The 26632-nt window shown below is 72.8% G+C and carries 24 protein-coding genes; 10 read left to right on the top strand and 14 right to left on the bottom strand.

Features of this window, described 5'->3' with window-relative positions; genetic code table 11:
- Positions 1-198: 198 nt before the first annotated feature.
- Positions 199-345 carry a hypothetical protein gene (locus tag ACH4D3_RS12020; RefSeq protein WP_398320026.1) on the top strand — a complete coding sequence of 49 codons (147 nt, stop codon included), beginning with the start codon at positions 199-201 and terminating at the stop codon, positions 343-345.
- Between the two features lie 6 nt (positions 346-351).
- Here ACH4D3_RS12020 and ACH4D3_RS12025 read toward each other — a convergent pair whose 3' ends face one another.
- Positions 352-1374 (bottom strand): aldo/keto reductase, encoded by a 1023-nt coding sequence (locus ACH4D3_RS12025; RefSeq protein WP_398321097.1) that lies wholly within the window; start codon positions 1372-1374, stop codon positions 352-354.
- 176 nt (positions 1375-1550) lie between these two features.
- Here ACH4D3_RS12025 and ACH4D3_RS12030 point away from each other — a divergent pair, with 176 nt between their 5' ends.
- Positions 1551-2393, top strand: coding sequence for a helix-turn-helix transcriptional regulator (locus ACH4D3_RS12030; protein WP_398320029.1), 843 nt, complete (start codon positions 1551-1553; stop codon positions 2391-2393).
- An 18-nt stretch (positions 2394-2411) separates the two neighbouring features.
- Here the strand turns inward: ACH4D3_RS12030 and ACH4D3_RS12035 are convergent, their stop codons facing one another.
- The 3 genes from ACH4D3_RS12035 to ACH4D3_RS12045 form a co-directional block, all read right to left on the bottom strand.
- Positions 2412-3269 (bottom strand): family 16 glycosylhydrolase, encoded by an 858-nt coding sequence (locus ACH4D3_RS12035; protein ID WP_398320032.1) that lies wholly within the window; start codon positions 3267-3269, stop codon positions 2412-2414.
- A gap of 101 nt (positions 3270-3370) precedes the next feature.
- Positions 3371-4564: a glycoside hydrolase family 64 protein gene (locus ACH4D3_RS12040; RefSeq protein WP_398320035.1), complete on the bottom strand. Its 1194-nt coding sequence runs from the start codon at positions 4562-4564 to the stop codon at positions 3371-3373.
- A 219-nt stretch (positions 4565-4783) separates the two neighbouring features.
- On the bottom strand, positions 4784-5260 hold the full coding sequence (locus ACH4D3_RS12045) for a hypothetical protein (protein ID WP_398320038.1): 477 nt from the start codon (positions 5258-5260) through the stop codon (positions 4784-4786).
- A 270-nt stretch (positions 5261-5530) separates the two neighbouring features.
- Here ACH4D3_RS12045 and ACH4D3_RS12050 point away from each other — a divergent pair, with 270 nt between their 5' ends.
- Both ACH4D3_RS12050 and ACH4D3_RS12055 read left to right on the top strand, forming a co-directional pair.
- Complete coding sequence (locus ACH4D3_RS12050) at positions 5531-6406, top strand: helix-turn-helix domain-containing protein (RefSeq protein WP_398320041.1); 876 nt, start codon at positions 5531-5533, stop codon at positions 6404-6406.
- Between the two features lie 44 nt (positions 6407-6450).
- Complete coding sequence (locus ACH4D3_RS12055) at positions 6451-7266, top strand: SAM-dependent methyltransferase (protein WP_398320044.1); 816 nt, start codon at positions 6451-6453, stop codon at positions 7264-7266.
- A gap of 82 nt (positions 7267-7348) precedes the next feature.
- Here the strand turns inward: ACH4D3_RS12055 and ACH4D3_RS12060 are convergent, their stop codons facing one another.
- On the bottom strand, positions 7349-9019 hold the full coding sequence (locus tag ACH4D3_RS12060; RefSeq protein WP_398320047.1) for a VWA domain-containing protein: 1671 nt from the start codon (positions 9017-9019) through the stop codon (positions 7349-7351).
- Between the two features lie 20 nt (positions 9020-9039).
- Positions 9040-10257, bottom strand: coding sequence for an AAA family ATPase (locus ACH4D3_RS12065; protein ID WP_398320050.1), 1218 nt, complete (start codon positions 10255-10257; stop codon positions 9040-9042).
- A gap of 136 nt (positions 10258-10393) precedes the next feature.
- Between ACH4D3_RS12065 and ACH4D3_RS12070 the strand changes: the two genes are divergently transcribed.
- A complete protein-coding gene (locus ACH4D3_RS12070) occupies positions 10394-12268 on the top strand; it encodes a glycoside hydrolase family 9 protein (RefSeq protein ID WP_398320053.1) in 1875 nt (624 codons plus the stop codon).
- Positions 12269-12305: 37 nt separating this feature from the next.
- Here the strand turns inward: ACH4D3_RS12070 and ACH4D3_RS12075 are convergent, their stop codons facing one another.
- Both ACH4D3_RS12075 and ACH4D3_RS12080 read right to left on the bottom strand, forming a co-directional pair.
- Positions 12306-12878, bottom strand: coding sequence for a TetR/AcrR family transcriptional regulator (locus tag ACH4D3_RS12075; protein ID WP_398320056.1), 573 nt, complete (start codon positions 12876-12878; stop codon positions 12306-12308).
- Positions 12879-12946: 68 nt separating this feature from the next.
- A complete protein-coding gene (locus ACH4D3_RS12080) occupies positions 12947-13303 on the bottom strand; it encodes a MerR family transcriptional regulator (RefSeq protein ID WP_398320059.1) in 357 nt (118 codons plus the stop codon).
- Positions 13304-13578: 275 nt separating this feature from the next.
- On the opposite strand from ACH4D3_RS12080, the gene ACH4D3_RS12085 reads away from it, so the two are divergent.
- Complete coding sequence (locus tag ACH4D3_RS12085; protein WP_398320062.1) at positions 13579-14946, top strand: phosphatase PAP2 family protein; 1368 nt, start codon at positions 13579-13581, stop codon at positions 14944-14946.
- A gap of 51 nt (positions 14947-14997) precedes the next feature.
- Here ACH4D3_RS12085 and ACH4D3_RS12090 read toward each other — a convergent pair whose 3' ends face one another.
- The 3 genes from ACH4D3_RS12090 to ACH4D3_RS12100 form a co-directional block, all read right to left on the bottom strand.
- A complete protein-coding gene (locus tag ACH4D3_RS12090; protein WP_398320065.1) occupies positions 14998-15918 on the bottom strand; it encodes an SDR family oxidoreductase in 921 nt (306 codons plus the stop codon).
- Between the two features lie 175 nt (positions 15919-16093).
- Complete coding sequence (locus ACH4D3_RS12095; RefSeq protein WP_398320068.1) at positions 16094-17614, bottom strand: catalase; 1521 nt, start codon at positions 17612-17614, stop codon at positions 16094-16096.
- Positions 17615-18044: 430 nt separating this feature from the next.
- Positions 18045-19004, bottom strand: a complete 960-nt coding sequence (locus tag ACH4D3_RS12100; protein WP_398320071.1) for a LysR family transcriptional regulator — start codon at positions 19002-19004, stop codon at positions 18045-18047.
- A 112-nt stretch (positions 19005-19116) separates the two neighbouring features.
- Between ACH4D3_RS12100 and ACH4D3_RS12105 the strand changes: the two genes are divergently transcribed.
- The 3 genes from ACH4D3_RS12105 (at position 19117) to mgrA (ending at position 21671) form a co-directional block, all read left to right on the top strand.
- The gene (locus tag ACH4D3_RS12105) at positions 19117-20010 is read left to right on the top strand and encodes an NAD(P)H-binding protein (protein ID WP_398320074.1); all 894 of its coding nucleotides are present in this window, start codon (positions 19117-19119) and stop codon (positions 20008-20010) included.
- A gap of 70 nt (positions 20011-20080) precedes the next feature.
- Positions 20081-20446, top strand: a complete 366-nt coding sequence (locus tag ACH4D3_RS12110) for a darcynin family protein (RefSeq protein ID WP_398320076.1) — start codon at positions 20081-20083, stop codon at positions 20444-20446.
- 178 nt (positions 20447-20624) lie between these two features.
- Positions 20625-21671 (top strand): L-glyceraldehyde 3-phosphate reductase, encoded by a 1047-nt coding sequence (gene mgrA, locus ACH4D3_RS12115; RefSeq protein WP_398320079.1) that lies wholly within the window; start codon positions 20625-20627, stop codon positions 21669-21671.
- Positions 21672-21699: 28 nt separating this feature from the next.
- Here the strand turns inward: mgrA and ACH4D3_RS12120 are convergent, their stop codons facing one another.
- The 3 genes from ACH4D3_RS12120 to ACH4D3_RS12130 are packed head-to-tail and all read right to left on the bottom strand — an operon-like array spanning position 21700 to position 25497.
- Positions 21700-22875 carry an anhydro-N-acetylmuramic acid kinase gene (locus ACH4D3_RS12120; RefSeq protein WP_398320081.1) on the bottom strand — a complete coding sequence of 392 codons (1176 nt, stop codon included), beginning with the start codon at positions 22873-22875 and terminating at the stop codon, positions 21700-21702.
- Positions 22876-22915: 40 nt separating this feature from the next.
- A complete protein-coding gene (locus tag ACH4D3_RS12125; RefSeq protein WP_398320084.1) occupies positions 22916-24487 on the bottom strand; it encodes a sodium:solute symporter in 1572 nt (523 codons plus the stop codon).
- Positions 24488-24495: 8 nt separating this feature from the next.
- On the bottom strand, positions 24496-25497 hold the full coding sequence (locus ACH4D3_RS12130) for an N-acetylglucosamine kinase (protein WP_398320087.1): 1002 nt from the start codon (positions 25495-25497) through the stop codon (positions 24496-24498).
- A gap of 195 nt (positions 25498-25692) precedes the next feature.
- Between ACH4D3_RS12130 and ACH4D3_RS12135 the strand changes: the two genes are divergently transcribed.
- The gene (locus ACH4D3_RS12135; protein WP_398320090.1) at positions 25693-26628 is read left to right on the top strand and encodes a MurR/RpiR family transcriptional regulator; all 936 of its coding nucleotides are present in this window, start codon (positions 25693-25695) and stop codon (positions 26626-26628) included.
- Positions 26629-26632 lie beyond the last annotated feature (4 nt).

Below are 26632 nucleotides of genomic sequence, written 5' to 3' on the forward strand. Positions count from 1 at the left end.
GTACTCAACGGCATGCCGTGGGCAGAGATGGTGCCGCACATTCGTTCTGCATATGCGTGAACATATGGCCAAAGGGTCACCCGGGGTGGTGTCCGCGGTTTGGCGGCTCCGTCGGCTCCCGCCGTGCGGGTTCGGCCGTTCGGGCCCATCCTTGAAGCCGGGCCACGAAGCCCACAGACCGACCCACCGGGAGGTCCTGTGATTCTGCTCGCGCTGCTTCTACCAGTCGTGATGATGGCCTTCCTCTTCGCCGCGGACGCGTTGGAGGATCTGATCTTTCCGCCTCCGGCGGCCCCGGACGAGGACGCCCCGGCCCCGGACATCGCCCGGACGACGTCCCCCTGACCGGAGTCAGGCCGCGCGGCGTTCGTCCAGGGGGCGGCGACGCAGGTGCGCCCGCTGGAGCGCCGGGGGCACGAAGACCTGGTCGAGCACGCCGACGTCGGTGCCCGGCGGGACGATCTCGTCGATCCGGTCGAGCAGGTCGTCACCGAGGGTGACGTCGAGGCCGGCGAGCAGGTCGTCGAGGTGATCCATGGTGCGCGGCCCGACGATCGCGCTGGTCACGCCCGGGTGGGCGATGGTGAACGCCATCGCGAGGTGGGTCAGCGGCAGGCCCGCCTCGGCGGCGAGCGGGACGAGCCGTTCGACCGCGTCGAGACGGCGCTCGTCCCCGAGGTGCCGGACGAGTCCGGCGCGGCGCAGCTCGTTCGGCCCGCCCTTGCGCACCCGCCCCGTGAGCAGCCCCTGCCCGAGCGGGCCCCACACCAGCGTGCCCAGCCCGTGGCGCTGCGCGACCGGCAGCACCTCGCGTTCGATGCCGCGGTCGAGCAGCGAGTACGGCGGCTGCTCGGTGTGGAACCGGGCAAGACCGCGCCGCTCGGCGACCCACTGGGCCTCCACCAGGTCGGACGCCGGGGTCGTGGACGTGCCGATCGCACGGACCTTGCCGCTGCGGATCAGGTCGGAGAGCACCGAGAGCGTCTCCTCGACGTCCGTGTCGGGATCCGGCCGGTGGATCTGGTAGAGATCGATGTGGTCGGTGCCGAGGCGGCGCAGCGAGTCCTCCACGGCCGTCATGATCCAACGCCGTGAGGCGCCCCGCCGGTTGGGGTCGTCCCCCACCGGGCGGCTCACCTTGGTCGCGAGGACGACACGGTCGCGCCGCCCCCGGATCGCCTTGCCGACGACTTCCTCGGAGTCGCGGTAGGCGTCCGCGGTGTCGATCAGGTTGATCCCGGCGTCCAGCGCCTTGTGGATGATGCGGGCGGAGTCGTCGGGGTCCGGATTCCCGACCGAGGTGGCGAACATCAGGGCGCCGAGTGCGTAGGGGCTGACCTTGATGCCGGTGCGGCCGAGCGTGCGGTACTGCATGGCGGTCACGCCTTTCCGTGCGAAGGGACCCGGGCAGCGCGCGGCACCGGCGAACCGGGCCGGCGAAGCCCGCCGGCCTCCAGAATCCGGCGCCGCCGCCCGTGGCGGGAGAGACGTCCTCGTCCAGGGACCGGCCGTCCCTGGCTGCGGACGGCGGCGCGGGGCATGGTGGACGGGTGGACAGAACCGAGCTGGCCGACTTCCTGCGCCGCTGCCGTACCCGACTCGCCCCCGCCGACGTGGGCCTCCCGCGAGGTGCGCGGCGCCGCACCCCGGGGCTGCGCCGCGAGGAGGTGGCGCAGCTGGCGGGCATGTCCACCGACCACTACACACGGCTCGAACAGGCCAGGGGATCGCGTCCGTCCCGGCAGATGCTCGCGGCCGTCGCCCGCGCGCTGCGACTGACCGACGACGAACGCGACCACCTGTTCCACCTGGCCGGCGAGGAGCCCTCGCGCGACCGCACGCCCACGGACCACGTCCGCCCCGCCCTGCTCCTCCTGCTGGACCGGCTGACCGACGTGCCCGCCCAGGTGGTGAGCGACCGCGGCGACGTCCTCGCGCAGAACGCGATGGCCAAGGCGCTGCACGGCGACGCGTCCGCCCGTCCCGAGGCGGAGCACAACGTCGTCTGGAGCTTCTTCACGGACCCCGCCGCGCGGGCACGCTTCCCGGCCGAGGACCACGACCGGGCCGCCCGCGCGGCGGTGGCGGATCTGCGTGCCACCCTGGCCAGGCGCCCGGACGACGCACGGCTGGTGGCACTCGTACGCCGGCTGCGCGCCCGCAGCGAGGAGTTCTCCGCGCTCTGGGACAGCCACGAGGTCGCCGTGCGCCGTGGCGGCGTCAAGCGTTTCCTGCATCCCGTCGTCGGCCCGCTGGAGCTGGACTGCGAGGTGCTGCTGAGCCCCGAGCACGATCAGCGGCTCGTGGTCCACACCGCCCGACCGGGCAGCGAGTCGCGCGAGCGGCTGGAACTGCTGCGCGTGGTGGGCCTCCAGAGCCCGACCCGCGGCTGACCGAACGGGCGGGGACCGTCAGCCGTCGCTCGTGGTCACCTTCACCTCGTCGACCACCAGTTGCTGCGGGAAGGTGGTCGAGCCGTCGGGGTCGCCCGGCCAGTAGCCGCCGACCGCGAGGTTCAGGATGAGGAAGAACGGCTTGTCGAAGACCCAGTCCTTGCCGCCCAGGTCGGCCGGCGTGCGGGTCTGGTAGACATTGCCGTCGACCGACCAGGTGATGCTGTCCGGGGCCCAGTCCACCGCGAAGGTGTGGAAGGCGTCCGCGAACGCCTCGCCGTTCGGCAGTGTGTAGGCCGCGCCGATGCCGCCCGAGCCGGAGTAGCCGGGGCCGTGGATGGTGCCGTGGACCGTGGACGGCTCGAAGCCGACGTTCTCCATGACGTCGATCTCGCCCGAGTTGGGCCAGCCGACCTCGCCGATGTCCTGGCCGAGCATCCAGAACGCGGGCCAGATCCCCTGCCCGCGCGGGATCTTCATCCGGGCCTCGACGTGGCCGTAGGTCGCGGTGAACCTGCCGGAGGTGTTCAGCCGTGCGGAGGTGTACTCGCACGTGCCGTACCAGCACTGGTAGTTGTCCGGGTTCTCGCGGCGGGCCTCGATCACCAGGTTGCCCTGGCCGTCGAGCTTCGCGTTGTCGGTGCCGGGTGTGTAGTACTGCCGCTCGTGGTTGCTGACGTTGTCGCCGGTCTCGAGCTGCCACTTGGAGGTGTCGACGCCGGATCCGGCGGGTCCGTCGAAGGTGTCGGAGAACGTCACCGCCGCGGCGGCCTGCGGACCGCGTTCCGCCTGGGCGGGGCTGACCGCGGCGGCCGCGACGAGGGTGGCGGACAGGGTGGCGAGGAGGCAACTGCGGAGCAGTCGTGGGGAGGCCATGTCTCTCCCTTTCGTGGGCCCGCTCCCACGAGGCGGGAGCGGGCGCGGGGGTGTGGGGGGATGGTGGTGCGTCGGTTCGGGCGCGGGTGGGGCCGGCCCGGTCAGTCGAAGGACTCCAGCGTGATCGCCGCGTCCTTGGGGTCGCCGTCGTGCACCAGCGACTCGTGGTTGCCGACGTCGTCGAAGGCGAAGGCGTACGCCCGGCCGTCCCGCATCTGCCCGTGGACGAGGCGGGCGTAGTGGTTGGTGACGTCGTCCTGGTAGAAGCCGGAGTCGTCGGCGTCGGGCTGTTCGGAGTTGGTGAGCAGTGTGGAGCGGTTGTACGCGGCGCACAGGGTCCGCGAGATGGGGCCGCGCACCTGGTCGTTGGGGGCGTCGAGCTTGTTGTAGCAGCCGAAGACCGAGTCGGAGTCCGGCTTCTCGAAGGAGGTCACCACCGCGCCGCTGCCGTCGGTGAAGTCCATCCTGTCGCCGTTCACCTTGCCGAAGAACTTCGTGTCCGGCTGCTCCTTGAACGGGGTCACCGTCAGCGTCTCGGAGGCGTACTTGCTCCATACGCGGTCGATGTAGTCGTCCATCACCCCGGCGGGCAGGTCGCCGGAGCCGACGCCGTGTCCGGGGGCCAGGACCCGCAGCGGCGAGCCGTCGCCCCGGGTCTGGACCAGCCCTTCCCAGCCGCCGCCCTGCCGGGCGAGCCCGTCGGCGACCGCCTTGTACCCGCCGGGCTTCAGCGAGCCGGTCTGCTTGGTGGAGCCGTCGCCCGCGGTCAGACCGACGGAGTAGGGCGCCGAGAACATGTCCACCTGGGTGGAGTTGATCCACAGACCGGAGTCGTTGAGCGTGTACTCGGTCCAGTTGAACAGCGTGTCGTGGTTGGGGTCGTCGGCGTTCTGGACGGCGGGCTGAACGAGACCGCCGTCGGCGAGCCGGAAGTCGAGCTTCTTGCCGTACGAGAAGTAGACCCGGCCGGAGAACTTCGGAAGCTGAACGGTCTTTGACCCGCCGTTTGCGGGGCCGGCGAACGAGGCGTCGGGCGCCGGAACGGGCGGGGCGCCACCGGCCGGCCAGGCGTGGAATGCGCCGCTCTCGTCGGCGTACCCCTGCTGCCCCGAGGCGAGTTCGGTGCCGATCACGTAGACGTAGACCTGTTCGGCGCTGCCCGAGTCGTTCTTCAGGGTGAGCGGGATGGTGTCCGGTACCGCCGACGCCGGTTCGGCCGGCCCGACGACGACGGCCACGGCGCCGATCGACGCCGCGACGGCCAGGGACGCCGTCAGCTTGCGTGGGGAAAGCACACGGTCCTCCTTGGTGTGGGGGACTTGCAGCGTTGTAGTCCTTCCCTGTGCATGTCAACTAGTTGAACGAAATCAATCGGAAGGAGGCACTCCAGGTTCGGAAGGTGAAGCGGGGGGAAGGGGCGCCCGCCGGATGCCCCGCGTGCCGGGGGTGTTGCGGTCGGTGGGTCATAGGCGGCCCTGCCCGGGACCTCGCGCCGGACCGCGGTGCGAAACCGCTCAGGGTGCCAGGGACCAGCGCGGCGCCACTCCGGCGAGCCCGCAGGCGAGGAAGTACAGCGGGAGGGGCGCGGTGTAGGGCGAGTCGCCGTCGGGGCCGTGGACCAGCTGCGGCCCGGCCGGGCGGCCGCCGTCCGGCCGCGGCCGGGTCCAGGACGGGTCGCCGACGGCGTAGTGGGTGCCGGACGGCCACGCGATCCCGATGTCGGATCCGGCGGGCACGATCCACCACCAGCGCCCCTCGTCGGCGAACACGCAGCCGGCACGGGGAAGACGGGCCAGGATGTGCTCGCCGTGGGACGCCGAGGTGCCCACGGCGTCGTGCCCCAGCTCGGCGCGGAGTCCGGCGGGGAGGCTGAGCGGGGCCGGACCCGGACGCCGTCGGCGGGGCGGTTGGGCGGCGGCTCCGGACGAGCACGAGCGGTCACGGACGGTGGCGGCGGACGGACGTGGATCACGGGTGTGCTGCAGGTCCATGGGGGGTGGTCCTTTGGCCGCGACGGACGGCAGGAGAACGTTGTCATGCGAGATCGCCCCATGGGTGGGGCAGGTCTCCAGCAGGACGGTCCGGGTGAGGGGTCGGGAATCGCAGAGGGCGGTGAAGTCACTGTGTCATCCGTCAACAACCCAGCGCAACCGGCAAGTTGAAAATTGCAGCTGACTGGATGCATGCTCCTGCGGCGGGGCTGAGCCCGTGACAGACTGGCGTGTCCGGGCCCGGGCGCGGGACGGCGAAGGGGAGACGGTGTGACCGCGGAGACCGACTGGGGCGGGGCACCTTCCGTGCTGCGGATGATCCTCGGCAGGCAGTTGGAGGAGCTGCGCACCCGCGCCGGTCTCACGTTCGAGCAGGCCGGAGAGGCGATCGGGGTGAGCCACTCCACGATCCGCCGGCTCGAGGCGGCGAAGGTGGCCCGGCTGCGCCTCCCGGACGTCGAGAAGCTGCTCCAGATCTACGGTGTCCGCGACCAGCAGGAGATCGACACCTTCCTGAAGTCGGCACGGGAGGCGAACAAGCGCGGCTGGTGGCACACCTACCGCGACGTCATGCCGGACTGGTTCGCGGCGTATCTCAGCCTGGAACAGGCGGCCCTGCACATCCGCGCCTACGAGGCCGGGTTCGTGCACGGCCTGCTGCAGACCCCGGCCTACGCGCGGGCCCTGCAAAGCGCCGGGAACCCGCACGCCTCCTCGGTCGACACCGAGCGCCGGGTGGCCCTGCGCATGCGGCGCCAGGAGATCCTCACCCGCCCCTGTCCGCCCCGCCTGTGGGTCGTGATGGACGAAACGGTCCTGCGCTGGCCGGTCGGAGGCGCCGAGGTGATGCGGCAGCAGGTGGACCATCTGATCGAGGTGGGCAGGCTGCCCCACGTGACGCTCCAGATCATGCCGTTCGCCGCGGGCCCGCACCCCGCCATGCGGGCGGGCGCGTTCGACCTCTTCCGGTTCCGGGCCCCCGAACTCCCCGACATCGTCTACCTCGGCGGCCTCGTGGGCGCCGTCTACCTGGACAAGGGCGACGACGTGGTGGTCTACCGCGAGGCACTGGACCGCCTGGGCGCCCAGGCGGTGCCGGCCCGAGGCACCGAGGAACTCCTCGGCGCGCTGCGCAAGGAGCTGTGAGGACTTCCACCCGTACCGCACCACCCCACGGAGAAAGGCGAACGATGTCCGACAGCGGATGGCCGGCCGACCGGATCGACACCGAACACGCGCACTCGGCGCGGATCTACGACTACATCCTGGGAGGCAAGGACTACTACCCCGCCGACCGGGAGGCCGGGGACGCGATGGCCGGGGAATGGCCCGCCCTGCCCGTGCACATGCGCGCCAACCGGGACTGGATGAACCGAGCGGTGCGATGGCTGGCCGAGGAGGCGGGGATCCGTCAGTTCCTCGACATCGGCACCGGCATCCCCACCTCGCCCAACCTGCACGAGATAGCGCAGTCGGTGGCCCCCGGGTCACGCGTGGTCTACGTGGACAACGACCCCATCGTCCTCACCCTGTCCCAGGGGCTGCTGTCCAGTACGCCCGAGGGCCGGACGACGTACATCGAGGCCGACTTCCAGCGTCCCGAAGCCGTCCTCGAATCCGACGAGTTCCGCAAGACGCTCGACCTGGGCGAGCCCGTCGCGCTCACCGTGATCGCGATCGTCCACTTCGTCCTGGACGAGGACGACGCGGTCGGCATCGTCCGCCGCCTCCTGGAGCCCCTGCCCGCGGGAAGCTACCTGGCCATGACCATCGGCACCGCCGAGTTCGCCCCCGAGGAGGTGGGCCGGGTCGCCCGCGAGTACGCGGCGCGCGACATGCCGATGCGGCTGCGGACCATCGACGAGGCGCACGAGTTCTTCGAGGGGCTGGAGCTGGTCGCACCGGGCATCGTCCAGGTCCACAAGTGGCATCCGGACGGCACCGGCGAGCAGGGCATCCGGGACGAGGACATCGCGATGTACGGGGCGGTGGCCCGCAAGCCGTGACGGTCCGCAGGCCGTGACGGCCGGCAAGCCGCGATGGCCGGGCAAGCCGCGACGGCCGGGCGGGCCGGGCCGGGCGGCCCGCTCAGATGACGCGGAACAGGTCGGCGGCGGCGTGCACGTCGGTGAAGTCCTCGACGGAACGGAGGTTGTCGCACAGGGCCTCGAGGACCGAGCCGGCCGCCGCGACGCGCGGGGAGCCGACGCCCACGCCGAAGACCCGGAAGCCCAGCCGGCGCTTGGCCTCGTTCCAGCCCCGCATCCACGCCTCGGTGACCCCGCAGTCGTCGTCGGTGAGCATCACGATGTCGCCGCGCGTGCGGGCGGCGTCGTTGAACTCGGCCTCGAGCAGTTCGCCCGCCGCCGACAGGGGCCGCTCGTAACTGGTGCCGCCGCCGAGGAAGGTCTCGGCGAAGTCGAGGGTACGGGCGAGCCCGGCGGGCCGGTCGGCCGGGAAGCGGAAGACCCGGAGCCGGTCGGCGGCGGAGAACACGATGCCGACGAAGTCCCGCCCCGCGTGCCGGGCCTGGTCCAGCAGGGCCAGCGCGCACGCCTTCGCCCAGGCCTCCCTGGTGATGCCGCCGGGCCCCGCCTCGTACATGGAGTGCGAGGTGTCCACGCAGGCGATGACGGCGCCCCGGCCGGTGGACTGTTCCCCCTGGCTGTCGTAGAGCATCAGCTCCCCGGCGGCGTAGCGTGCGGCGAACACCGCCCGCAGTTCCGGCAGTCCGAGATTCGCCAGCTCGGACGGGATGACCCGGGAGAGGTCGTCGCCGAGCGTGACCCCGATCAGCTCCCCGGTGGCGTTCTCCACCTTGCGGGCGCGTTCGCCCTCGGCCATCTGCCGGAAACGGCCGATCAGTTCGGCCCACTCGGCGAGCCGCCCGGTGCGCAGCCGCTCGGCCAGCCGGGCGCGCTCCTCGAACGGCATCCGCTCCAGCTCGCCGGAACCGACACCCCAGGCCCGCATGAGCGCGCTCTCCTCCCGCGCGGCCGCCGCCGACTTCGCCACCGCACCGCGCGCGGCGGCCCGGACGCCGGGAACCGCCGCGGCGAGCGACCGGGCCGCGGCGGAAGCGGCCCGCCGCTCGGCGGTGTCCGCTTCCTGAACCGCCCGCCGTACGGCGTCGGCCGCCGGTCCCGGCACGGTGCCGTCCTCGCCGGCCTCGTCGGCGGCCTGCCGGAGCGCCTCGGCGACGGCGTCCGCCGCGTCCTGGGCCGCCCGCCGGGACTGCTCCGCCCGCTCGTCCCGGTCCCGGGCGGGCCGGGAGTCCTCCAGCATCCGGCGCAGCGCGGTGCCCTGGGCGAGCACGGCCATGGCCGCGGCGTACGGGTCGCCGACCGTCTCCCGGTGCAGCTCGGCGAAGTCCGGTGACTCCAGCAGCGCGGCGACGAGGCGGTGGTTGACCAGCCGGGAGGGTTCCAGCTCGGCCGGCTCGCGCAGGCGAGGGGCGGTCTTGTAGGCGGCCAGGAAGACGTCGGTGAGCAGGTCGGCCGTGTGCGCGTGGTGCTCGCCCAGTTCACCCGCGAGCTCGCGCAGCGCGGGCGACTGCTCGTAGGTGTCGCGCCAGGCCATGCGGTCGAAACGGTCCGCGGCCACGGCCCCGGTGTGCCGCTCGGGGGCGGCGCCCGACCTGGCCAGCCAGGTCCCGGCGCGGTCCGCCAGCACGTCGAGCCGGCTCGCGCCTGCGCCCCCGGGTGCGTCCGGGTCCGTGTCCGTTTCTGCTCCCGTTTCGGTGTACGTGTCCTCGTCCACGGTGCCGTCCGCCGCGGTGCTCAGAGCTGGGCCTGGACCGTGCTCGCGTCCACGCCGAGGGCCTCGGTGAGCACCCGGGCGCGGACGGCGCGCTGGCGGCCGGTGACCCGGTCGATGGCGGTGGTGGAGCGGCCCGCGCCCACCGCCTCCGCGCGCAGTCTCTCCAGCCGCTTGCCCGCCATGGCCAGCTGGTTGTGGGCCTTCTTGATGACCCACTCGCTCAGCGCCTCGCGGGACTGCCCGGCCATGGCGTCCAGCTGGGTCTCCAGCTCCTCGATGGTGTCGGCGAGGTCGAGTGCCTCCTTGGCGTCCGGATTGACCAGGTGCAGTACTTCGCGCTCGACCGTCGGGCGTTCGGCGGGGGAGTTCCACAGCACGTGGGTCAGCACCGACAGATCGCTCTCCGCGACCGAGGGACGTCCGTCGAGGTACGCGGATGCCTGGAGCAGGCCCACCGCCTGCCGCCAGCGGCGGTCGGAGGCGATCAGCTCCTTGCGGCGCAGCGCGGCCCGCAGCGTGCACACGGCGTCCACGATCCCGTCGGGCACCTCCACGGCGGGAACGGCCTCGGCCACCGCGTGCCGCAACGCGGCCAGGTCGACGGTGGTCCGCTCAGGCGTGGCCGGGCGGCTGACGGCGGAGCGGACCAGAGCGGCGAAGTTCGAGGGATCCTCCAGGTACGTGACCTCGAGCCGCACCAGGAGCCGGTCGTAGATGGCGGCCGAGTCCTCGCCGTCGGGCAGCTCGTTGCTCGCGGTGATGGCGCCGATGAGGGGGCAGCGGACGGGCTCACCGCCGCTCTCGGGGTGGTAGATCCGCTCGTTGAGGTAGCCCAGCGTCTCGTTCAGCGCGGCGGTGGAGCACTTGAAGATCTCGTCGATGAACGCGACGTGTGCGGTGGTGGCACGCCCTTCGTAGACCTGGCGGTACTCTCCGCGGGTCAGCGCGGCGACGTCGACGGGCCCGAACATCCTCGTCGGCGCGGTGAACTTGGACAGCAGGATCTCCCAGTAGGACGCTCCCACGATCCGGCCCGTGAGTTCCCTGGCCAGCTCGGACTTCGCGGTTCCCGGCGGGCCGAGTATCAGGGAGTGCTGACCGGCCAGCAGGGTCACCAGCAGCGTCCGTACGACGTCGGCCCGTTCGTAGAAGCGGTCCGACAACTCGTCGCCGATCGCCCGGAGCCGCTCGGCCGTGTCCTGGGCGGCCGGAGCCTCCTGCGGGTCCTGTGGCCCCATGGCCGACTCCTCCTGTGGCGGTCCGGGTGGGCTGGCGGATCAGAGCCTATCCCGCACAAACGTCCACTTTCCCGCCCTCCCCCCGGTCGGTACCTCGGCCCGCGCCGCGGTGGTGCCATCGACCAGACTGTCCGCCATGAGCCACTTCTTCTCGCCGTCGGCCCGCTCCGTGTCGGCCCTGACCACTTCCGTCCTGGCGGCCTGCTGCCTCACCGCGTGCTCCGGGGACGGCGGCGAGGCGCCGGCGGCCATCCGCGTCAACCAGGTGGGTTACGTGGCCGGCGAGAAGAAGTTCGCCTATGTCATGGGCGACCGGGACACCTTGGCGGACGCCGGGTTCGAGGTCCTGGACGAGCACGGCGACACGGCCGGGCAGGGCGCCCTCGGTCCCTCCCTCGGCGGCTGGAACGACACGTACACCGCCGTGCGCACCGTCGACCTCTCCTCGCTGCGCCGCACCGGCACCTACCGGCTGCGCCTGGTCGGCGCGGGCGGCGCGAGCGAGGTCCGCTTCCGGGTGGCGCCGGCGGGGCAGTTGCTGGACCCGCTGCGCGCGGACGGCGTGCGCTTCTTCGGCACCCAGCGGGACGGCGGGGACGTACTGGCCGACGCGACCGGGCGGGAACCCTCGCACCTGACCGACGAGCGGGCGCGCGTCTACGAGCCGGCGGGCACCGGCCGGCCGGCCGAGGTGGGCGGCCCCGTGGACGTGTCGGGCGGGTGGTTCGACGCGGGCGACTTCCTGAAGTTCACGCACACGACGTCCTACGTGGTCGCCCAGATGCTGAGCACCGTCCGCGACACAACGGCGGTGCCCGGACTGCGGGCGGAGGCACGGCACGGTCTGGCCTGGCTGGACAGGATGTGGGACGGGGAGACCGGCACGCTCTACGCACAGGTGGGGCTCGGGTCGGGCGGCCGGGAGGTCCGCGGCGACCACGACGTGTGGCGGCTGCCCGAGCAGGACGACCGGCTCGGCGTGCGACCGGGGGACCCCGACTACCTGATCAAGTACCGGCCCGTCTTCCGCGCCAACGAACCCGGGCAGCCCGTCAGCCCCAACCTCGCGGGCCGGGTGGCCGCGGCCTTCGCCCTCGCCGCGCAGACCGCGGCCGAGGACGATCCGGCACAGGCCCGCGAGTGGCTGGACAAGGCGGCCGCCGTCTACGCGCGGGCGGACACCGGGCCGGACGCCGGGGACCTGGTCACCACCGTGCCCGCGGACTACTACCAGGAGCACTCCTGGCGCGACGACATGGAGTGGGCGGCCGTCGAACTCTTCCGCGGCGCGGACGCCCTGGGCGACGCACGCGCCTCGCGGTGGCGCGGCGAGGCGGTCACCTGGGCCCGCGCGGTCCTGCGCGAGGAGCGCGACGGCACCCTGGGGCCCGCCGACGTCAGCGCCCTCGCCCACGCCGACGTGCTCACCTCGGCGGACCCCGACGCCGACCTCGCGGGCGCCCTGGAGGCGGAACTGAGGCGGCAGGTGGAGACGGGGCGAAAGCGCGCGGCCGAGGACCCCTTCCGGTCGGGCGTCATACCCACCGACTTCGACGCGGTGCCGAACACCTTCGGGCTGCTCGCGACCGCCGAGCTGTACGCGCGCGTCACCGGCGACCACCGCTACGACGACTTCGCCGCGCAGCAGCGCGCCTGGGTCTTCGGGGCCAACGCCTGGGGCACCAGCTTCGTCGTGGGCGCGGGCGACCTCTACCCGCACTGCCCCCAGCACCAGGTCGCCAACCTGGCCATGAGCCGCACCGGCCGCGGCGACATCCTGCGCGGCGCCGTCGTCAACGGACCCAACGACGCGGACCTGCTGAAGGAGCCCGACGCCATCGACGGCAGCCGTCCCTGCTCCTTCGCCCCGGACGGCGGGCCGTGGTCGCGGTACGACGGTCGCGGCGCCGGCTACGTCGACGACGTGCGGGCCTGGCAGACGGTGGAACCGGCGGACGACTTCACCTCGACGGCGCTGTACGCACTCTCCCTCACCGCCGCCCGGTCCTGAGGCGAGAGGGGGGACACCGCCGGTGCCCGGCGCCGGGTCAGGACGTGGTCGGCCAGGTCCGCAGCAGGACGTCCAGCGCGTCGAGGATCTCCGTCCAGCTCTCCTGCGTGCCGGGGGCGCTGTGGCTGAAGCCCCCCGAGGCCTCCAGACCGACGAAGCCGCTGAAGACGCTGCCCAACAGCCGCACGGCATGGGTCTGGTGCGGTTCCGCCAGGCGGTATCCGCGCAGGATCGCCCGTGACATCTGGGAGTGCCGCCCCCCGGCACTGGAGGCCGCCGCCCGGGCGTCGAGGGGGAACTGCGTGGCGGCGAAGCGGCCCGGGTGTTCATGGGCGTAGTCGCGGTAGACGTTCGCGAACGCGGTCAGCGCGTCCTTGCCGGCCCGCCCGGCCACCGCCTCGGAGGCCAGGTCGGCCAGCTCCTCCAGGGCGAACAGTGCGATCCCGGTCTTGAGCTCGTGGGCGTTCTTGACATGCGAGTACAGGCTCGCCGTGCGGACGCCGAACCGCCGGGCCAGCTCCGTCGGCGTGGTGCGCTCGAAGCCGATCTCGTCGGCCGTCTCGGCCCCGGCCCTGATCAGGCCCTCGGTCGTCAGTCCTACCCGAGCCACACCCGTCCTCCGCATCGCTCACCAGGCAGCCGGCAAGATTATGAGCTTGCCCGACATGATTGGGCAAACTAGGTGTCCTGGTCCTCACGGGCCACCGTCATCAGGGCATTGAGCGCGTCCCTGGTGCGGACGAGGTCGGCGATGTGCTCGGTCAGCCGGTCCCGCTCCTGCGCCATGCGCTCCAGCGCGGCGTCGGAACGGGCCTCGCTGGGCGCGTCCACGCAGGGCAGCAGTTCGGCGATGGTCCGGCTGGACAGGCCCGCGGCGTACAGCCGCTGGAGGAACTGGACCCGCTCGACCTCGTGCTCCGTGTACTGGCGCTGGCCCCCGGCGCTGCGCGTGCTGACCAGCAGCCCCTGGTCCTCGTAGTAGCGCACCGACCGGACGCTGACCCCGGCCCGCGACGCCACTTCCCCGATCCGCACGACCTGCTCCCTGCTGTGATCCGCGGCACACCTACTTGCCTCTGACGTCGGTGGCAGGTTCCAGCGTAGCCGTCGTGCCCGAGATCCGGGCCAGTCCCTCTCCTCGAACGCGACCTGCGCACCGACCGCTACGGCGGCCCGGTGGCCCGCGGCCCGACGCGCGCCCGGGGGTCGGCTCGGCGGTGCCGTTAGCATGTTCGAACTCGTGACGAACCGTGCGAGTGACCTGGGTGAGCCACCCATTTGTCCGACCCCCTAGCAAACGGGCCAAACAATTGAAAACCCTACCGACACGAATATCCTCGCGAAGAGACCGCGGCCGTCTGTCCGCCGCGCTGCGTCGGCCGCGGGTCCTGCTGTGGACCGCGGCCGGTGCGGTGACCCTCGGTTTCCTCGTCGCGCTGGAATTCGCCGCGCGCCACTACGGCGTGCGGGGCCCGATCACCGAGCAGGCGCGAGAAGTGGTCTTCGCGCCCGACTCGGGGCCGCTGCTGTACGCCGGCCTCGCGCTGACGATGGTGGTGCTGACCTGGCGGCAGCGCCTGGTCGCGGCCGGTGCCGCGATCGGCATCGACGTCGTCTTCTGGCTGGTGCGCTGGGCGGCCGGCGCCGACATGAACTTCGGCAACGGCGCGTTGTGGGTGGTCCTGGGCTGTGCGGTGGTCGCCGTGACGCGCCGCGAGGGCGGCGAGCGGACCCTGCTGCTGAAGGGCGTGGGGCTGGGGCTGCTGCTTGTGGCCGGCCACAAGACGGGCGACACCTGGCTGCTCATCACCTCGGAGACCCGCAAGGCGGTGCTCGACCCGTACGTGGCCACCGCCGACCAGGCGCTCGGCAACCCCTCGTGGCTGGCCGGCCGGTTCGTCGACGCCACCGAGCCGGTCGGCGGACACCTGCTCCACCTCGTCTACGGCCAGCTGCCCCTGGCCGCCGCCCTCGTCGGGCTGTACCAACTGCGCCACGTGGCGGTCGAGCGCCGGTTCCCGAGCCACCACCTCGTGCGGACCTTCCTCGTCATCGGTCTGCTCGGGCCCGCCGTCTACATGGTCTTCCCGGTCGTCGGACCGGTCTTCGCCTACGGCGCCGACGGCGGTCAGTGGGCGGTGGCCAACCTGTGGCCGGACACGCTGCCGCCGGCCGGCGCGCCGCAGGCGATCCCGTTCGACGACATCACCCCGCGCAACTGCATGCCCAGCCTGCACACGGCGTGGGCCACGACGCTGTTCATCCACTCCCGCAGGGGCTCACGGGGCATGCGCTTCGCGGGCACGTTCTGGCTGGTCGCCACCCTCACCGCGACCCTCGGCTTCGGCTACCACTACGGCGCCGACCTCGTCGCCGGCGTGGTCTTCGCGCTCACCGTCGAGGCCGCGATGCGGGCGTCCGCGCGGGGCTGGGACCGTGCCGCCGTCCGGCTGGTCGCGTCCGGCACGGCGGTGTTCGCGGTGCTGCTGGTGTCCTACCGGTACCTGCCGGTGGAGATGGCCGAGCACCCGTGGGCGGCCGGGCCGCTGCTTCTCCTCGCGATGGCCTCCGTGATCCTCGGGTACCTGCGGACCACCCGGCGGTGGGAGGCGAAGGCCGTGCCGGCGCGGCAGCCGGAACCGCCGCGCCCCGCGGAACCGCAGCCCGAGCTGGTCTGAGGCCCGGGCCGGGGCTCCTCGCGGCAACCGTGGCCGTGCGAGGCGACCGGGCTACTTGAAGTAGTGGCCCTGTTCCAGGTCCTCGACGAGCCCGGGCTGGACGGGCTCCCACCCCAGCAGCTCGCGGGTCAGGACGCTGGAGGCCGCGCGGTTGGCGGCGAGGGGGCCCGCCAGCCAGCCGAAGTGGGCCTCCGCGTCCGCGGCCGGGACCGACACCACCGGCAGGCCCAGCTGCCGGCCGACCACCTCGGCGAGGTCCCGCACCGGCAGGCCCTCCTCCGCGACGGCGTGCAGCGTCGAGCCCGCGGGGGCCTTCTCCAGCGCGAGTCGGAACAGGCGCGCGGAGTCGAGACGGTGCGCCGCCGACCAGCGGTTGGCGCCGTCCGCGATGTACCCGGAGACGCCCTTGCCGCGGGCGATCCCGATGAGGGCCGGTACGAACCCGTTGTCCCCCTCGCCGTGATTGGTCGGCGCCAGCCGCACCACGGAGGAGCGGACACCGCGGGCCGAGAGGGAGAGGGTGAGTTCGGCGGTGACGGCCCGGATGTGCTGGGCGTCGCCCCGGGCGGCCGCGGCCCGGTCCGCGTCGTGGCCGTCGTGTTCGGTCGCCACGTGCCCGGGAATCGCGGGCGTTCCGGACGCGATCGTGAACGGCCGGTCGGACCCGGCGAGCGCCTCGCCGATCACCTCGACGGCCCGCCGGTCGGCCTCGCCGGCGCCCTTGAAGTCGCCCGAGAACGCGATGTCGTGCTTGAAGGCCAGATGGACGACCCCGTCCGAGTCGGCGGCGGCCCGCCGCAGGACGTCGAGGTCGTCCAGGGTGCCCCGGACCACGTCGGCCCCGGCCGCGGTGAGCGCCTCGGCCGAGGCCTGCGAACGGGCGAGTCCCACGACCTGGTGACCGGCCCCGATGAGCTCGGGAACGACGGCTGAGCCGATCCAGCCGGAGGCGCCGGTGACGAAAACACGCATGAGAATCCTCCAGGTATGTCGGTATGCGGCGACTTCGATGACAGCCGCTGTCATCGAAGGTAACATGCGATGTCAGTCACTGTCATGGACTGTCGTCGCCGACCGCCGGGGAACGCACAACGGGGCGTGCGCCGGTCGGCGCACGCCCCGTTGGAGCGGAGAACCGCGGGAGGAATCAGGCCTTGTCCTGCATGGACCGGCGGGCCGGATTGCGCTGCTCGGCGGCCTTGAAGTCCTTCTCGCCCGCCTTCGCACGCACGCCCTTGGCGATGCGCTCGCCGATGTTCCTGTCGATGTTCGACCAGTACTCGAAGGCCCGCTGGAGCACGGGCTCGGTCACCTCGTTGAGGAGGTGGTCCACCACGTTGTCCACCAGCCGGTCCCGGGCCGCGTCGTCCATCACCTCGCGCACCAGCGTGCCCGGCTGCCCCCAGTCGTCGTCCTCGGCGTGGCTGACGTAGGCCGTGCGGGTGATGGACCCGTCCGTCTCCCAGCCGGGCGGTGTGCCGTAGTGCTCGGTGTCGGCGGCAGGGCCGCCCTTGGAGTTCGGCGCGTAGACCGGGTCGGTGGTCTTCCGGTACGCCATCGCGCCGTCCTTGGAGTAGGTGCGGACGTCGACGACCGGGGCGTTCACGGGAAGCTGCTGGTAGTTCGCGCCGATCCGGTGGCGGTGGGCGTCGGCGTACGAGAAGAGCCGGGCCAGCAGCATGCGGTCCGGGCTCGGACCGATGCCGGGGACCAGGTTGTTGGGCTGGAAGGCCGCCTGCTCGATCTCGGCGTGGTTGTCCGTCGGGTTCCGGTCCAGCGTCATGCGGCCGACCGGGATGAGGGGGTAGTCGCCGTGCGGCCACACCTTCGTCAGGTCGAACGGGTTGAACCGGTACCCCGCGGCTTCCTCGTACGGCATCACCTGCACGTGCAGCGTCCAGCTCGGGAAGTCGCCGTCGCGGATGTGCTCGAAGAGGTCCCGCATGTGGTAGTCGGTGTCGGCCGCCGCCATCTGGTCGGCCTCGTGCTGGGTGAAGTACTCGATGCCCTGGTCCGTCTTGAAGTGGTACTTCACCCAGAAGCGCTCGCCCGAGGCGTTGATCCACATGTAGGTGTGGGAGGTGTAGCCGTTCATGTGGCGCCAGGTGCGCGGGATGCCGCGGTCTCCCATGAGCCAGGTGACCTGGTGCGCGGATTCCGGCGAGAGCGTCCAGAAGTCCCACTGCATGTCGTGGTCGCGCAGGTTGTTGTCCGCCCGGCGCTTCTGCGACCGGATGAAGTGCTGGAACTTCATCGGGTCCTTGACGAAGAACACGGGGGTGTTGTTGCCGACCATGTCGTAGTTGCCCTGGCTGGTGTAGAACTTCACCGCGAAGCCTCGCGGGTCGCGCCAGGTGTCCGGGCTGCCGCGCTCGCCGGCGACGGTCGAGAAGCGGGTGACCAGGTCGGTCCGCGTGCCCGGCTGGAAGACGGCCGCCTTGGTGTAGGCGCTCACGTCGTGCGTCACCTCGAAGTGGCCGAAGGCGCCGCTGCCCTTGGCGTGCGGCTGGCGTTCCGGGATGCGCTCCCGGTTGAACTGCGCCATCTGCTCGATGAGGTAGGCGTCCTGGAGGAGGACCGGACCCGCCGGGCCCGCGGTGAGCGAGTGTTCGTCGCTCTCCGCCGGTGCGCCGGAGTCCGTGGTGGTGGCGGGCGGGGTGTCCGTCATGAGACTGCCTTTCGTCGGGGAGTGGCTGACGCCCAGGAGCCGCGCGACTCGAACACGGGGCACGGGACCCTCTTCGCCCTGCCCGGCAGAGCGGTCCCGCCGACGCCCGGGCCGTGCCCGGGGCCCCGGCCCGCGTGGTTCCCGCGGCACGTGTGCCCAGGAGCGGCCGCGTCAATCGGGTGCGGGTGCGGGTGTCGGGGCGGGCCGGGCGGGAGGGAGGAGGGGGCGGAGGCCGTCGGCACGTCGGCCCGTCGGCCGTGCCGCGTCCCGGCGCCGGGACGCACCGCGTGCTCGCCCATCCGTCCAGGCCTTCCGGAGTGCCGTCGTCCGTATCAGTCTCCGCCGCCGCCCGGCCCCCGCAAGCGGAGCGGGCGGCGGGTGCCGCGGCGGGGAAGACGGACCGGCACCCTGTCCCGCCCGTTCCCCCCGACTACCCGCGGCGGCCGGACGGCCCGGCACGCAGCACCCGGCGGACCGCGCCGCGCAGCCAGTGGTGCGCGCCGTCGGCCGTGTGCCGGGGGTGCCAGGCCATGCTGATGGTCACCGGCGGCAGTGGCAGCGGGATGTCCAGGAGGCGCAGTCCGAGGACCGAGGCCTGTTCGGTGAGCGGGCTGGGTGCGGAGTCGTCGTCCGGCGCGGCGGGCACCAGCGCGACGACGTCGGTGCGGGCGGCCAGGGACAGTGCGGCCAGGTGCCCCGGCAGGACGACGGCGACCCGGCGGCTGAGGCCGTGCTCGGCGAGGACGGCGTCGACCGGACCGTCGAACCGGCCGCGCCGGCTGACCCCGACGTGCTCGGCGGCGGCGAACCGCGCCGCGGTCAAGGGCCCTTCGGTGAGTGGGTGACCGGGCCGGACGGCCGCCGTCATCCGCAGGGTGACCAGCTCCTCGACCCGGGTCTCGGGATCCACGTGGTCGACCGCCCCGACCTCCAGGTCCACCCGGCCGTCACGCAGGGCCGGCCCGGCCTCCAGCTCCTCCGCCCGGAACCGCAGCGAGACCCCCGGCGCCTCCTGCCCGGCCAGCGTCAGCAGACCGGCGGCGAGGGCCGCGCCGACCAGGTCGGCGGTCTGGAGGCTGAAGGTGCTGCGCAGGGTGGCGGGGTCGACGTCGGTGGCCGGGGTGAGCAGCGCGCCGAGCCGGCGTACGACGGTGGCGGCCTCGTCCCGCAGGGCCAGTGCCCTCGGGGTCGGCACCATGGTCTGCCCCGCCCGGACCAGCAGGGGGTCCTGGAGGAGCCGGCGGAGGCGGCCGAGGGTGCGGCTCATGGCGGCGGGGGAGGTGTGCATGCGGGCGGCGGCGCGGGTGACGCTCTGCTCGGCCAGCAGGGCGTCGAGCGCCACGGCGAGGTTGGCGTCGAGGACCGGCGCGATCCGGTCTGTGCTGTTCACCAGTGTTATTCCGTTCCGGACAATAATCCCTTGCTGAAGTTCCCATTGTGGCAACACCTCGTGGCTCCGCAGGATGTGGGCGTACCCGAACGGAACGACCCACGAGGTTTTCATGATCGTCATCACTGCCCCCACCGGGAACATCGGGCGCCGACTGCTGCCCCTGCTCCTGGAGTCCGCCCCCGCCCGGGGCGAGGAACTGCGGGTGATCGTGCGCGACCCCGCACGCCTGGCCGACCCGGTGCGCGAGCGCGTCGAGGTGGTCACCGGCTCGCACGGCGACCCCGCCGTCGTCGACCGTGCCTTCGACGGCGCCGACGCCGTCTTCTGGCTGGTCCCGCCGGACTCCTCCCGCACCCCGGACGACGCCTACCGGGGCTTCACCCGGCCCGCCGCGAACGCGCTCGCCGCGCACCGCGTCGGCCATGTCGTCGGCGTCTCCGCACTCGGCCGCGGCACCCCGGTCGCGGCCCGGGCGGGGCTCGTCACCGCGACCCTCGCCGTGGACGACCTCATCGCGGAAACCGGCGTCGCCTACCGTGCGCTGGCCAACCCGTCGTTCTTCGAGAACCTCCTGGAGGAGGCCGGCTCGATCCGGGAGCGCGGCTGCTTCACCGACGTCGTCGACGCCGAGCGCAAGGCCCCTCTCGTGGCCGTCGCCGACATCGCCGCCGTGGCCGCCGGCCTCCTGCTCGACCGGTCGTGGACCGGCACCGGCAGCGTCCCGGTGCTCGGACCGCGGGACCTGTCGCCCAACGACCTGGCCCGCATCATGACCGAACGGCTCGGCCGCCCCGTCCGCTACGAACGCCAGGCGTTCGACGACCTGCGTGCCACCCTCGTCGGCCACGGCCTCGACCGGGAGTTCGCGGACGGCGTCGTCGCCATGAAGCGGGCCAAGGACGACGGCCTCGACGCGGGCGTCACCCGCACCCCGGACACGGCCACCCCGACCACCTTCGAGGACTGGGTCACCCGGACCCTCGGGCCCGCGGTCCTGTCCTGACTCCGCGCCCCCAGTCCCAGCCCACCCCCTCTCACTCACTCTCACTCTCACCCGGAAACAGGGAGCAGCCATGCCCGAAGAGACGGACCGCACCCCGGTCACCGCGTTCATGCTCGTCAAGACCACGCCCGAGTGGCTCGCCCTGACCGTCGAGGAGCGGGTGCGCGCCTTCGGTACCGAGGTCGTCCCCGTCGTCAGGGCCAGGACCACCGGCGTCCGGTCACGCTTTTACGACACGGAGTTCTACTCCGCCCGCGTCACCGACGTGTGGGTCTGGGAGGCCGACGACCACCACGCCTATCAGCTCCTCGTGGACGCCCTGCGCGAGACGCCCTTCTGGGACCGGTACTTCGAGGTCGTCGACCTTCTGGTGGGCACGGAGAACGGTTACGCGCGCACCTACGGAGTCGACGCGGTCACCACCATCTCCACCTGACCGGCGGCGGTCCGACGGCGGTCAGGTGGGGACAGCGGCGTCGGGCGGGACGAGTGCGACCGGGTGGATCACCTCGCCGACGTCGGTGAGAAACTGACGGTGCCCGCGCCGCCGCCGCCGCGGCCGGACGGTCGCGTGGCGCGGGCCGCCCGACCCGCTTCCCCACCGGAGAACCCCCATGAACCACGTCGCGGACCCCAGCCGCTACGACGGCACCATGCAGTACCGCCGCACCGGACGCTCCGGACTCGACCTGCCCGCGCTGTCCCTGGGCTACTGGCACAACTTCGGCGACGACAAGCCGTTCGAGACCCAGCGGCGGATCGCCCGGCGGGCCTTCGACCTCGGCATCACCCATCACGACCTCGCCAACAACTACGGTCCGCCCTACGGGTCCGCCGAGATCAACTTCGGCCGGATCATGCGGCAGGACCTGGCGCCGTACCGCGACGAGCTGGTGGTGTCCACCAAGGCCGGGTGGGACATGTGGCCCGGCCCGTACGGCCAGGGCGGCGGCTCCCGCAAGTACGTGCTCGCCTCGCTCGACCAGTCGCTGAAGCGGACGGGTCTCGACTACGTCGACATCTTCTACTCCCACCGCCTGGACGCCTCCACCCCGCTGGAGGAGACCATGACGGCGCTGGACACGGCGGTGCGGCAGGGCAAGGCGCTCTACGTCGGCATCTCCTCCTACGACGCCGAGCGCTCCCGGCAGGCCGCGGCGATCCTGCGCGACCTGGGCACACCCCTGCTGATCCACCAGCCCTCGTACAACATGCTCAACCGGTGGATCGAGACCGAGGGCCTGCTCGACGCGGCCGCCGACGAGGGCTTCGGCGTCATCGGGTTCACCGCACTGGCGCAGGGGCTGCTCACCGGCCGCTACCTCGACGGCGTGCCCGAGGGGTCCCGCGCCACCCAGGGCAAGTCCTTCGCGACCGGCTGGCTCACCGAGGACACCGTCCGGCGGCTGCGCGCCCTGAACGACATCGCCGCCCGCCGGGGCCAGAGCCTGGCGCAGATGGCGCTCGCCTGGGCGCTGCGCGACCCGCGGGTCACCTCGCTGGTGATCGGCGCCTCCCGCCCCGAGCAGCTGGAGGAGAACGTGGCCGCCCTGGCCAACCCGTCCTTCGGCGACGACGAGCTGGCCGAGATCGACAAGTACGCGGTCGTCGACGGCGACGTCGACCTGTGGCGGCGGGCCCGCACCGGCGACCTCGGCTGAGGCGTCCGGCCCCGGTGCGCACCAGTGCTCAGGGCCCGCCGACGACGCGCAGCACCCGGGGCGGCCCGCCGGCCGGCTCGGGCAGCCGCAGGGGCTCCCGCCCGGGCGTGATGCTGCCGAGCAGTGACGCCCGGCGGGCGCCCGTCCCCGAGGGGATCGTGCCGGGCAGGCCGTTGACGGTCAGGAAGCCCAGGAGGGCGAAGGCCAGTGCCTCCTTGGCGTCGGACGGCAGTCCGAGCGCGTCGCTGGCACCGAGGGCCACCCCGGGCAGCTCCTCGGCGATCATGCCCATCAGCACGGGGTTGCGCGCGCCACCGCCGGACACGACGAGCCGTGTCACGCCGTGCGCCCGGCAGGCGTCGGCCACCGTGACGGCGGTGAGCCGGGCCAGGGTCGCCAGGACGTCGTCGGGCTCCGCGACGGGCGCCGCCGCGAGCGCCCGCAGCAGGTAGGGCAGGTGGAACTGCTCCTTGCCGGTGCTCTTCGGAGCGGGCCTGCCGTAGTACGGGTCGTCCAGCAGCACTCGCAGCAGCGCCGGATCGGCCCGGCCCGCACCGGCCCGGCGCCCGTCCTCGTCGTACGCGGCCGCGCCGTCGGTGAAGTGCCGTACGGCGGTGTCCAGCAGTGCGTTGGCCGGACCGGTGTCGAAGGCCAGCGGCTCGGCGCCGGGGGCGACGACGGTGACGTTGGCGATCCCGCCGAGGTTGAGGGCGGCGGGGACGCCGGGCAGCGCCGCCATGGCCAGGACGTCGGTCATGGCCACCAGCGGCGCCCCCTGACCACCGGCCGCGACGTCCCTGCCGCGCAGGTCGGACACGACCGGCAGACCGGTCGCCTCGGCGATCCAGGCGGGCTGGCCGAGCTGGAGGGTGCCGCGCACGGCGCCGTCCTCCACCCAGTGGTACACGGTCTGCCCGTGCGAGACCACCAGGTCGGCGGCGCCCCCGCACAGCTCGCGCACCGCCCGCACGGCCACCTCGGCGAAGGCCTGCCCGATGCCGGTGTCGAGCCGGGCGACGGTCCGGACGGTTGCCGCCGCCGGGGGCAGGCTGTCCGCGATCAGGTCGCGCAGCCCGTCCGGGTAGGGGGCGGAGAGATGGCCGAGCGGGCGCATCACCAGGGCCTCGCCCCGCAGTTCGAGGTCCGCGGCGGCCGCCTCGATGGCGTCGTAGGACGTGCCTGACATCAGGCCGATCACACGCACGATGTACTCCTGCGAGGGTTGAGCGGGACGGGGACGGGGGTCAGTTCCGCCCGGCCGTCGTGGTCAGCCGGTCGGGTCCGGCGCCGGGGTCCTCGTCGAGTGCCGGGCCCGCCGAGGGCTCCGGCGCCCGGTGGAACAGGCTCAGCACACCGCCGACGAGCAGGGTGATCAGTACGCCGATCGGCACCAGCCACTGGGCCGCGATCGCCTGGGACACGGTGGTCCCGCCGGTGGTGACGTCGATCTTCACCCCGCGCACGATGTACGTCATCACCCCGATGGTGACCAGGAAGGCCACGACGGAGTCGACCTCGTTGGCCCGTTTGACCAGCCGCCCCAGCAGGAACGCGCCGAGCAGCGCGCCGTAGGTGTAGCCCGCGATGGTCAGTCCGGTCAGGTACACGTTGCCCGTGCTCGCGCTGAACGCGCAGGCGAAGACGGCCATGAGCGTCGCCCACACCAACGTCATCCAGCGGGCGAGCCTGAGCAGCGCCTCCTCGGACGGCGTACTGCGGAAGAAGCTGTGGATGATGTCGGCGACCGTCGAGTTCGACATGGAGTTCAGCGCCGAGGACAGCGAGCCCATCGCGGCGCCCAGGATGCCGGCCACGAGCAGGCCCGAGACCACCACGGGCAGCCCGTGCAGGATGAACTCGGGGTAGAGGTTGTCCGAGCTGGACAGCCCCAACTCCGCGAAGGACTTGCCCTCGTTGTACGACCACAGCAGCGCGCCGACGAGGGAGAAGGCGGCGAACTGGACGGTGACGAAGACACCCGAGGCGATCATGGCCTTCTGGCCCTCGCGCAGCGTCCGCGTGGCCAGCACCCGCTGGACGATCAGCTGGTCGGAGCCGTGCGAGGCCATGGCGAAGATGGCGCCGCCGATGATGGCCGTGGGCAGGGCGAACGGACTGGTGAGGATGTGGGCGAGGTCGAAGTCGGTGTCGAAGAGTGTGAACTTCCCGGCGTCCAGGGCACGCGCGTAGCCGTCACCGCCGACGTGGGCGGAGAGCACCGCCACGGCGAGGACCGCGCCGCCGAGGTAGAGGACCATCTGGATGGCGTCGGTCCAGATGACGGCCTTGATGCCGCCCAGGTACGTGTAGACCACGGTGATGAGCGTGATCACGATGATGATCACGCGGTAGCTCGCGTGCACACCGAACTCGTCGAGCAGCAGCTTGATCGGGATGGCGGAGGCGAACAGCCGCACGCCCTCGGCCATGAGCCGGGTGAACACGAAGGTCACCGAGGCGAGCCCCTGCAGCTTCAGGCCGAACCGGTCGCCCAGGTACTGGTAGGCGCTGACGAAACCGCCGCGCTTGTAGAGGGGGATCAGCACGGTGGCCACGACGACACGTCCGACGACGTAGCCCAGGGCCAGTTCGACGTTGCCGAACCCCTGGCCGCTGTAGGCGCCGCCGGGGACGCTGATCACCGTGAGGACACTGGTCTCCGTGGCGACGACCGAGAAGGAGACCGTCCACCACGGCATGTGGCCTTCACCGACGAAGTAGTCCTTCGCCGACTTCTGCCGGCCTGCCTTCCGCAGGCCGATCCAGGCGATCCCGATCAGGTAGACCACGATCACCACGAGGTCGAGCTGGCGCACACTTGCTCCTAGACACTGGCCGGTGGGGTCGCCGGCGTGGGGAGAGGGGGGTTGGCGGTCGTCCGGCGGACCCGGACGACGAGGGAGGTGTGAGGGGTCGCGCGGTCCAGCGCCAGCAGGCGGGCCCCGTCCAGGGGGTCGCCGAGCGCGGGCGTGAGCCGCACGGGGAGTCCGGAACCGGTGAGGGCGGCGGTCAGCGGTGCCATCAGGGCCGGGCCGAGACCGGTCAGCCCACCGGTGACGGCCGTCGGCAGTGGCTCGCCGCCGGTGGTGATGCGGCCGGCCGCCGCGAGCGCGGTCTCGGCCAGGTCGGCGGCCGCGTCCCGGACGATCGCCGAGGCGACGGCGTCCCCCGCCTCGGCGGCGCGGGCCACCTCGGGGGCGAACGCGGCGGCCGTACGAGCGGGATTGCCGTCCCGTCCGACGGTCGCCGGCAGCCGTTCCAGGTCGCCGAAGAGGCCGACGGCGGCGTCCAGCAGCACGGTGTCCGGGCCCCGCCCGTCGTGGGCCCGCAGGGCCGCGCGCAGTCCGGCCGTGCCGATCCGCGCGCCGCTGCCGTCGTCGCCGAGCAGTGGGCCCCAGCCGTCGACGCGTGCGTACGTCCCGTCGGTGCCGATGCCGACGGCGACCGCCCCGGTGCCGATCGCCAGTACCACCCCCGCCCGGCCGCCGAGCGCGCCGGCGTGGGCGGTGACGGCGTCGCTGGTGACCGCCGCCTCCTGGACGGGCAGGTCCTCCAGAAGGGCAGCCACCAGGGACCGGGCGGCCGCGGGTGCCGAAGCCGCTCCGGCGGCACCCACGAGGACGGACTCCGGCCGGTCGCCGCCCGCTTGTTGAAGGAGCGGCTCGACGGCGGCGCGCACGGCCGCCCGGGCCGCGGCCACCCCGTCGGGTGCCGCCAGACCGGGAGCACCGGCCACGGAGCTGACAGCCCGTGACGAGTCGGCACTGCTCCACAGCATGGCGCGGCAACCGGTCTTCCCGAGATCTACCGCCACTACTGAAGTCATACGGCTTGCCCTTTGCCCGAGTGACCCGGCACGTCGAGAGCCACCGGGTCGTCGGTGACCGGTGCGGATCGCCGTCCGAGTATGGGAACGCCGCCCTCCGGATGTCAATAAGTAACGTCCTGTTGTTTGGGGCGTAACTTTTTGACGCCCTCGGGCCGCCCCATTACCCTGTGTTCACCACATCCAGGAGGGGCCATGGTCCGCCAGTCCTCGTCCCGCGTGCCGGAGCCGTCCGCCCAGGACAGCCCGCTCGCCGACATCCTCACGCGCGTCCGCGCCGCCCGGCCCTCCCTGGCACCCTCGGAACGGCGGGTGGCCGACGCGGTCCTCGCCGACCCGGGACAGGTCGCGGAACTGTCCATCCACGCGCTGGCCGAGCGGGCGAGCACCTCGGCGGCCACCGTGATGCGGTTCTGCCGCACCATCGGCACGGGCAACTACCCCCAGTTGCGCCTGGCACTGGCGGCCGCCGCCGCGCGGGAGCACGCGCTGGGCGGCGAGCGGGCGGCGCAGGGCGGCACCGACATCAGCCCGACGGACTCGCTGGACCGGATAGTCAGCAAGATCATCTACAACGAGGTACGGGCCCTGGAGGACTCGGGCGCCGCACTCGACGTCGACGCGCTGGGCCGGGCGGTGGACGCGGTGGCCAAGGCCCGCAGGATCGACATCTTCGGCGTGGGGGCCAGCGCGTTCGTCGGCCAGGACCTGCACCAGAAGCTGCACCGCATAGGCCGGATGGCCTTCATCTGGAGCGACCGGCACGCGGCGCTCACCGCGACGGCCCTGCTGGGGCCCGGCGACGTGGCCCTGGCCGTCTCCCACTCCGGGGAGACCGAGGACACCACCGAGCCCCTCCAGGCCGCGGCCGAACGCGGAGCCACCACCATCGCCCTGACCAACGACCCGGGCTCCACGCTCGCGACCGGCGCCGACCTGGTGCTGACGACCTGCGCGCGGGAAACGCCGTTCCGCTCCGGCGCGACCGTCAGCCGCATCGCCCAACTGGCCGTCATCGACTGCCTGTTCGTCGGCGTCGCCCAGCGCTCCTACGACGCGGCGACCACCGCCCTCGAAGAGACCTACGGAGCCGTCCAGCGCCGCCGGCGCCCCACCCGCCGCACCGGGTGACGGC

The organism is Streptomyces sp. NPDC018026, assembly GCF_044327745.1.
In the GTDB taxonomy this organism is placed as follows: Bacteria; Actinomycetota; Actinomycetes; order Streptomycetales; family Streptomycetaceae; genus Streptomyces; species Streptomyces rubrogriseus.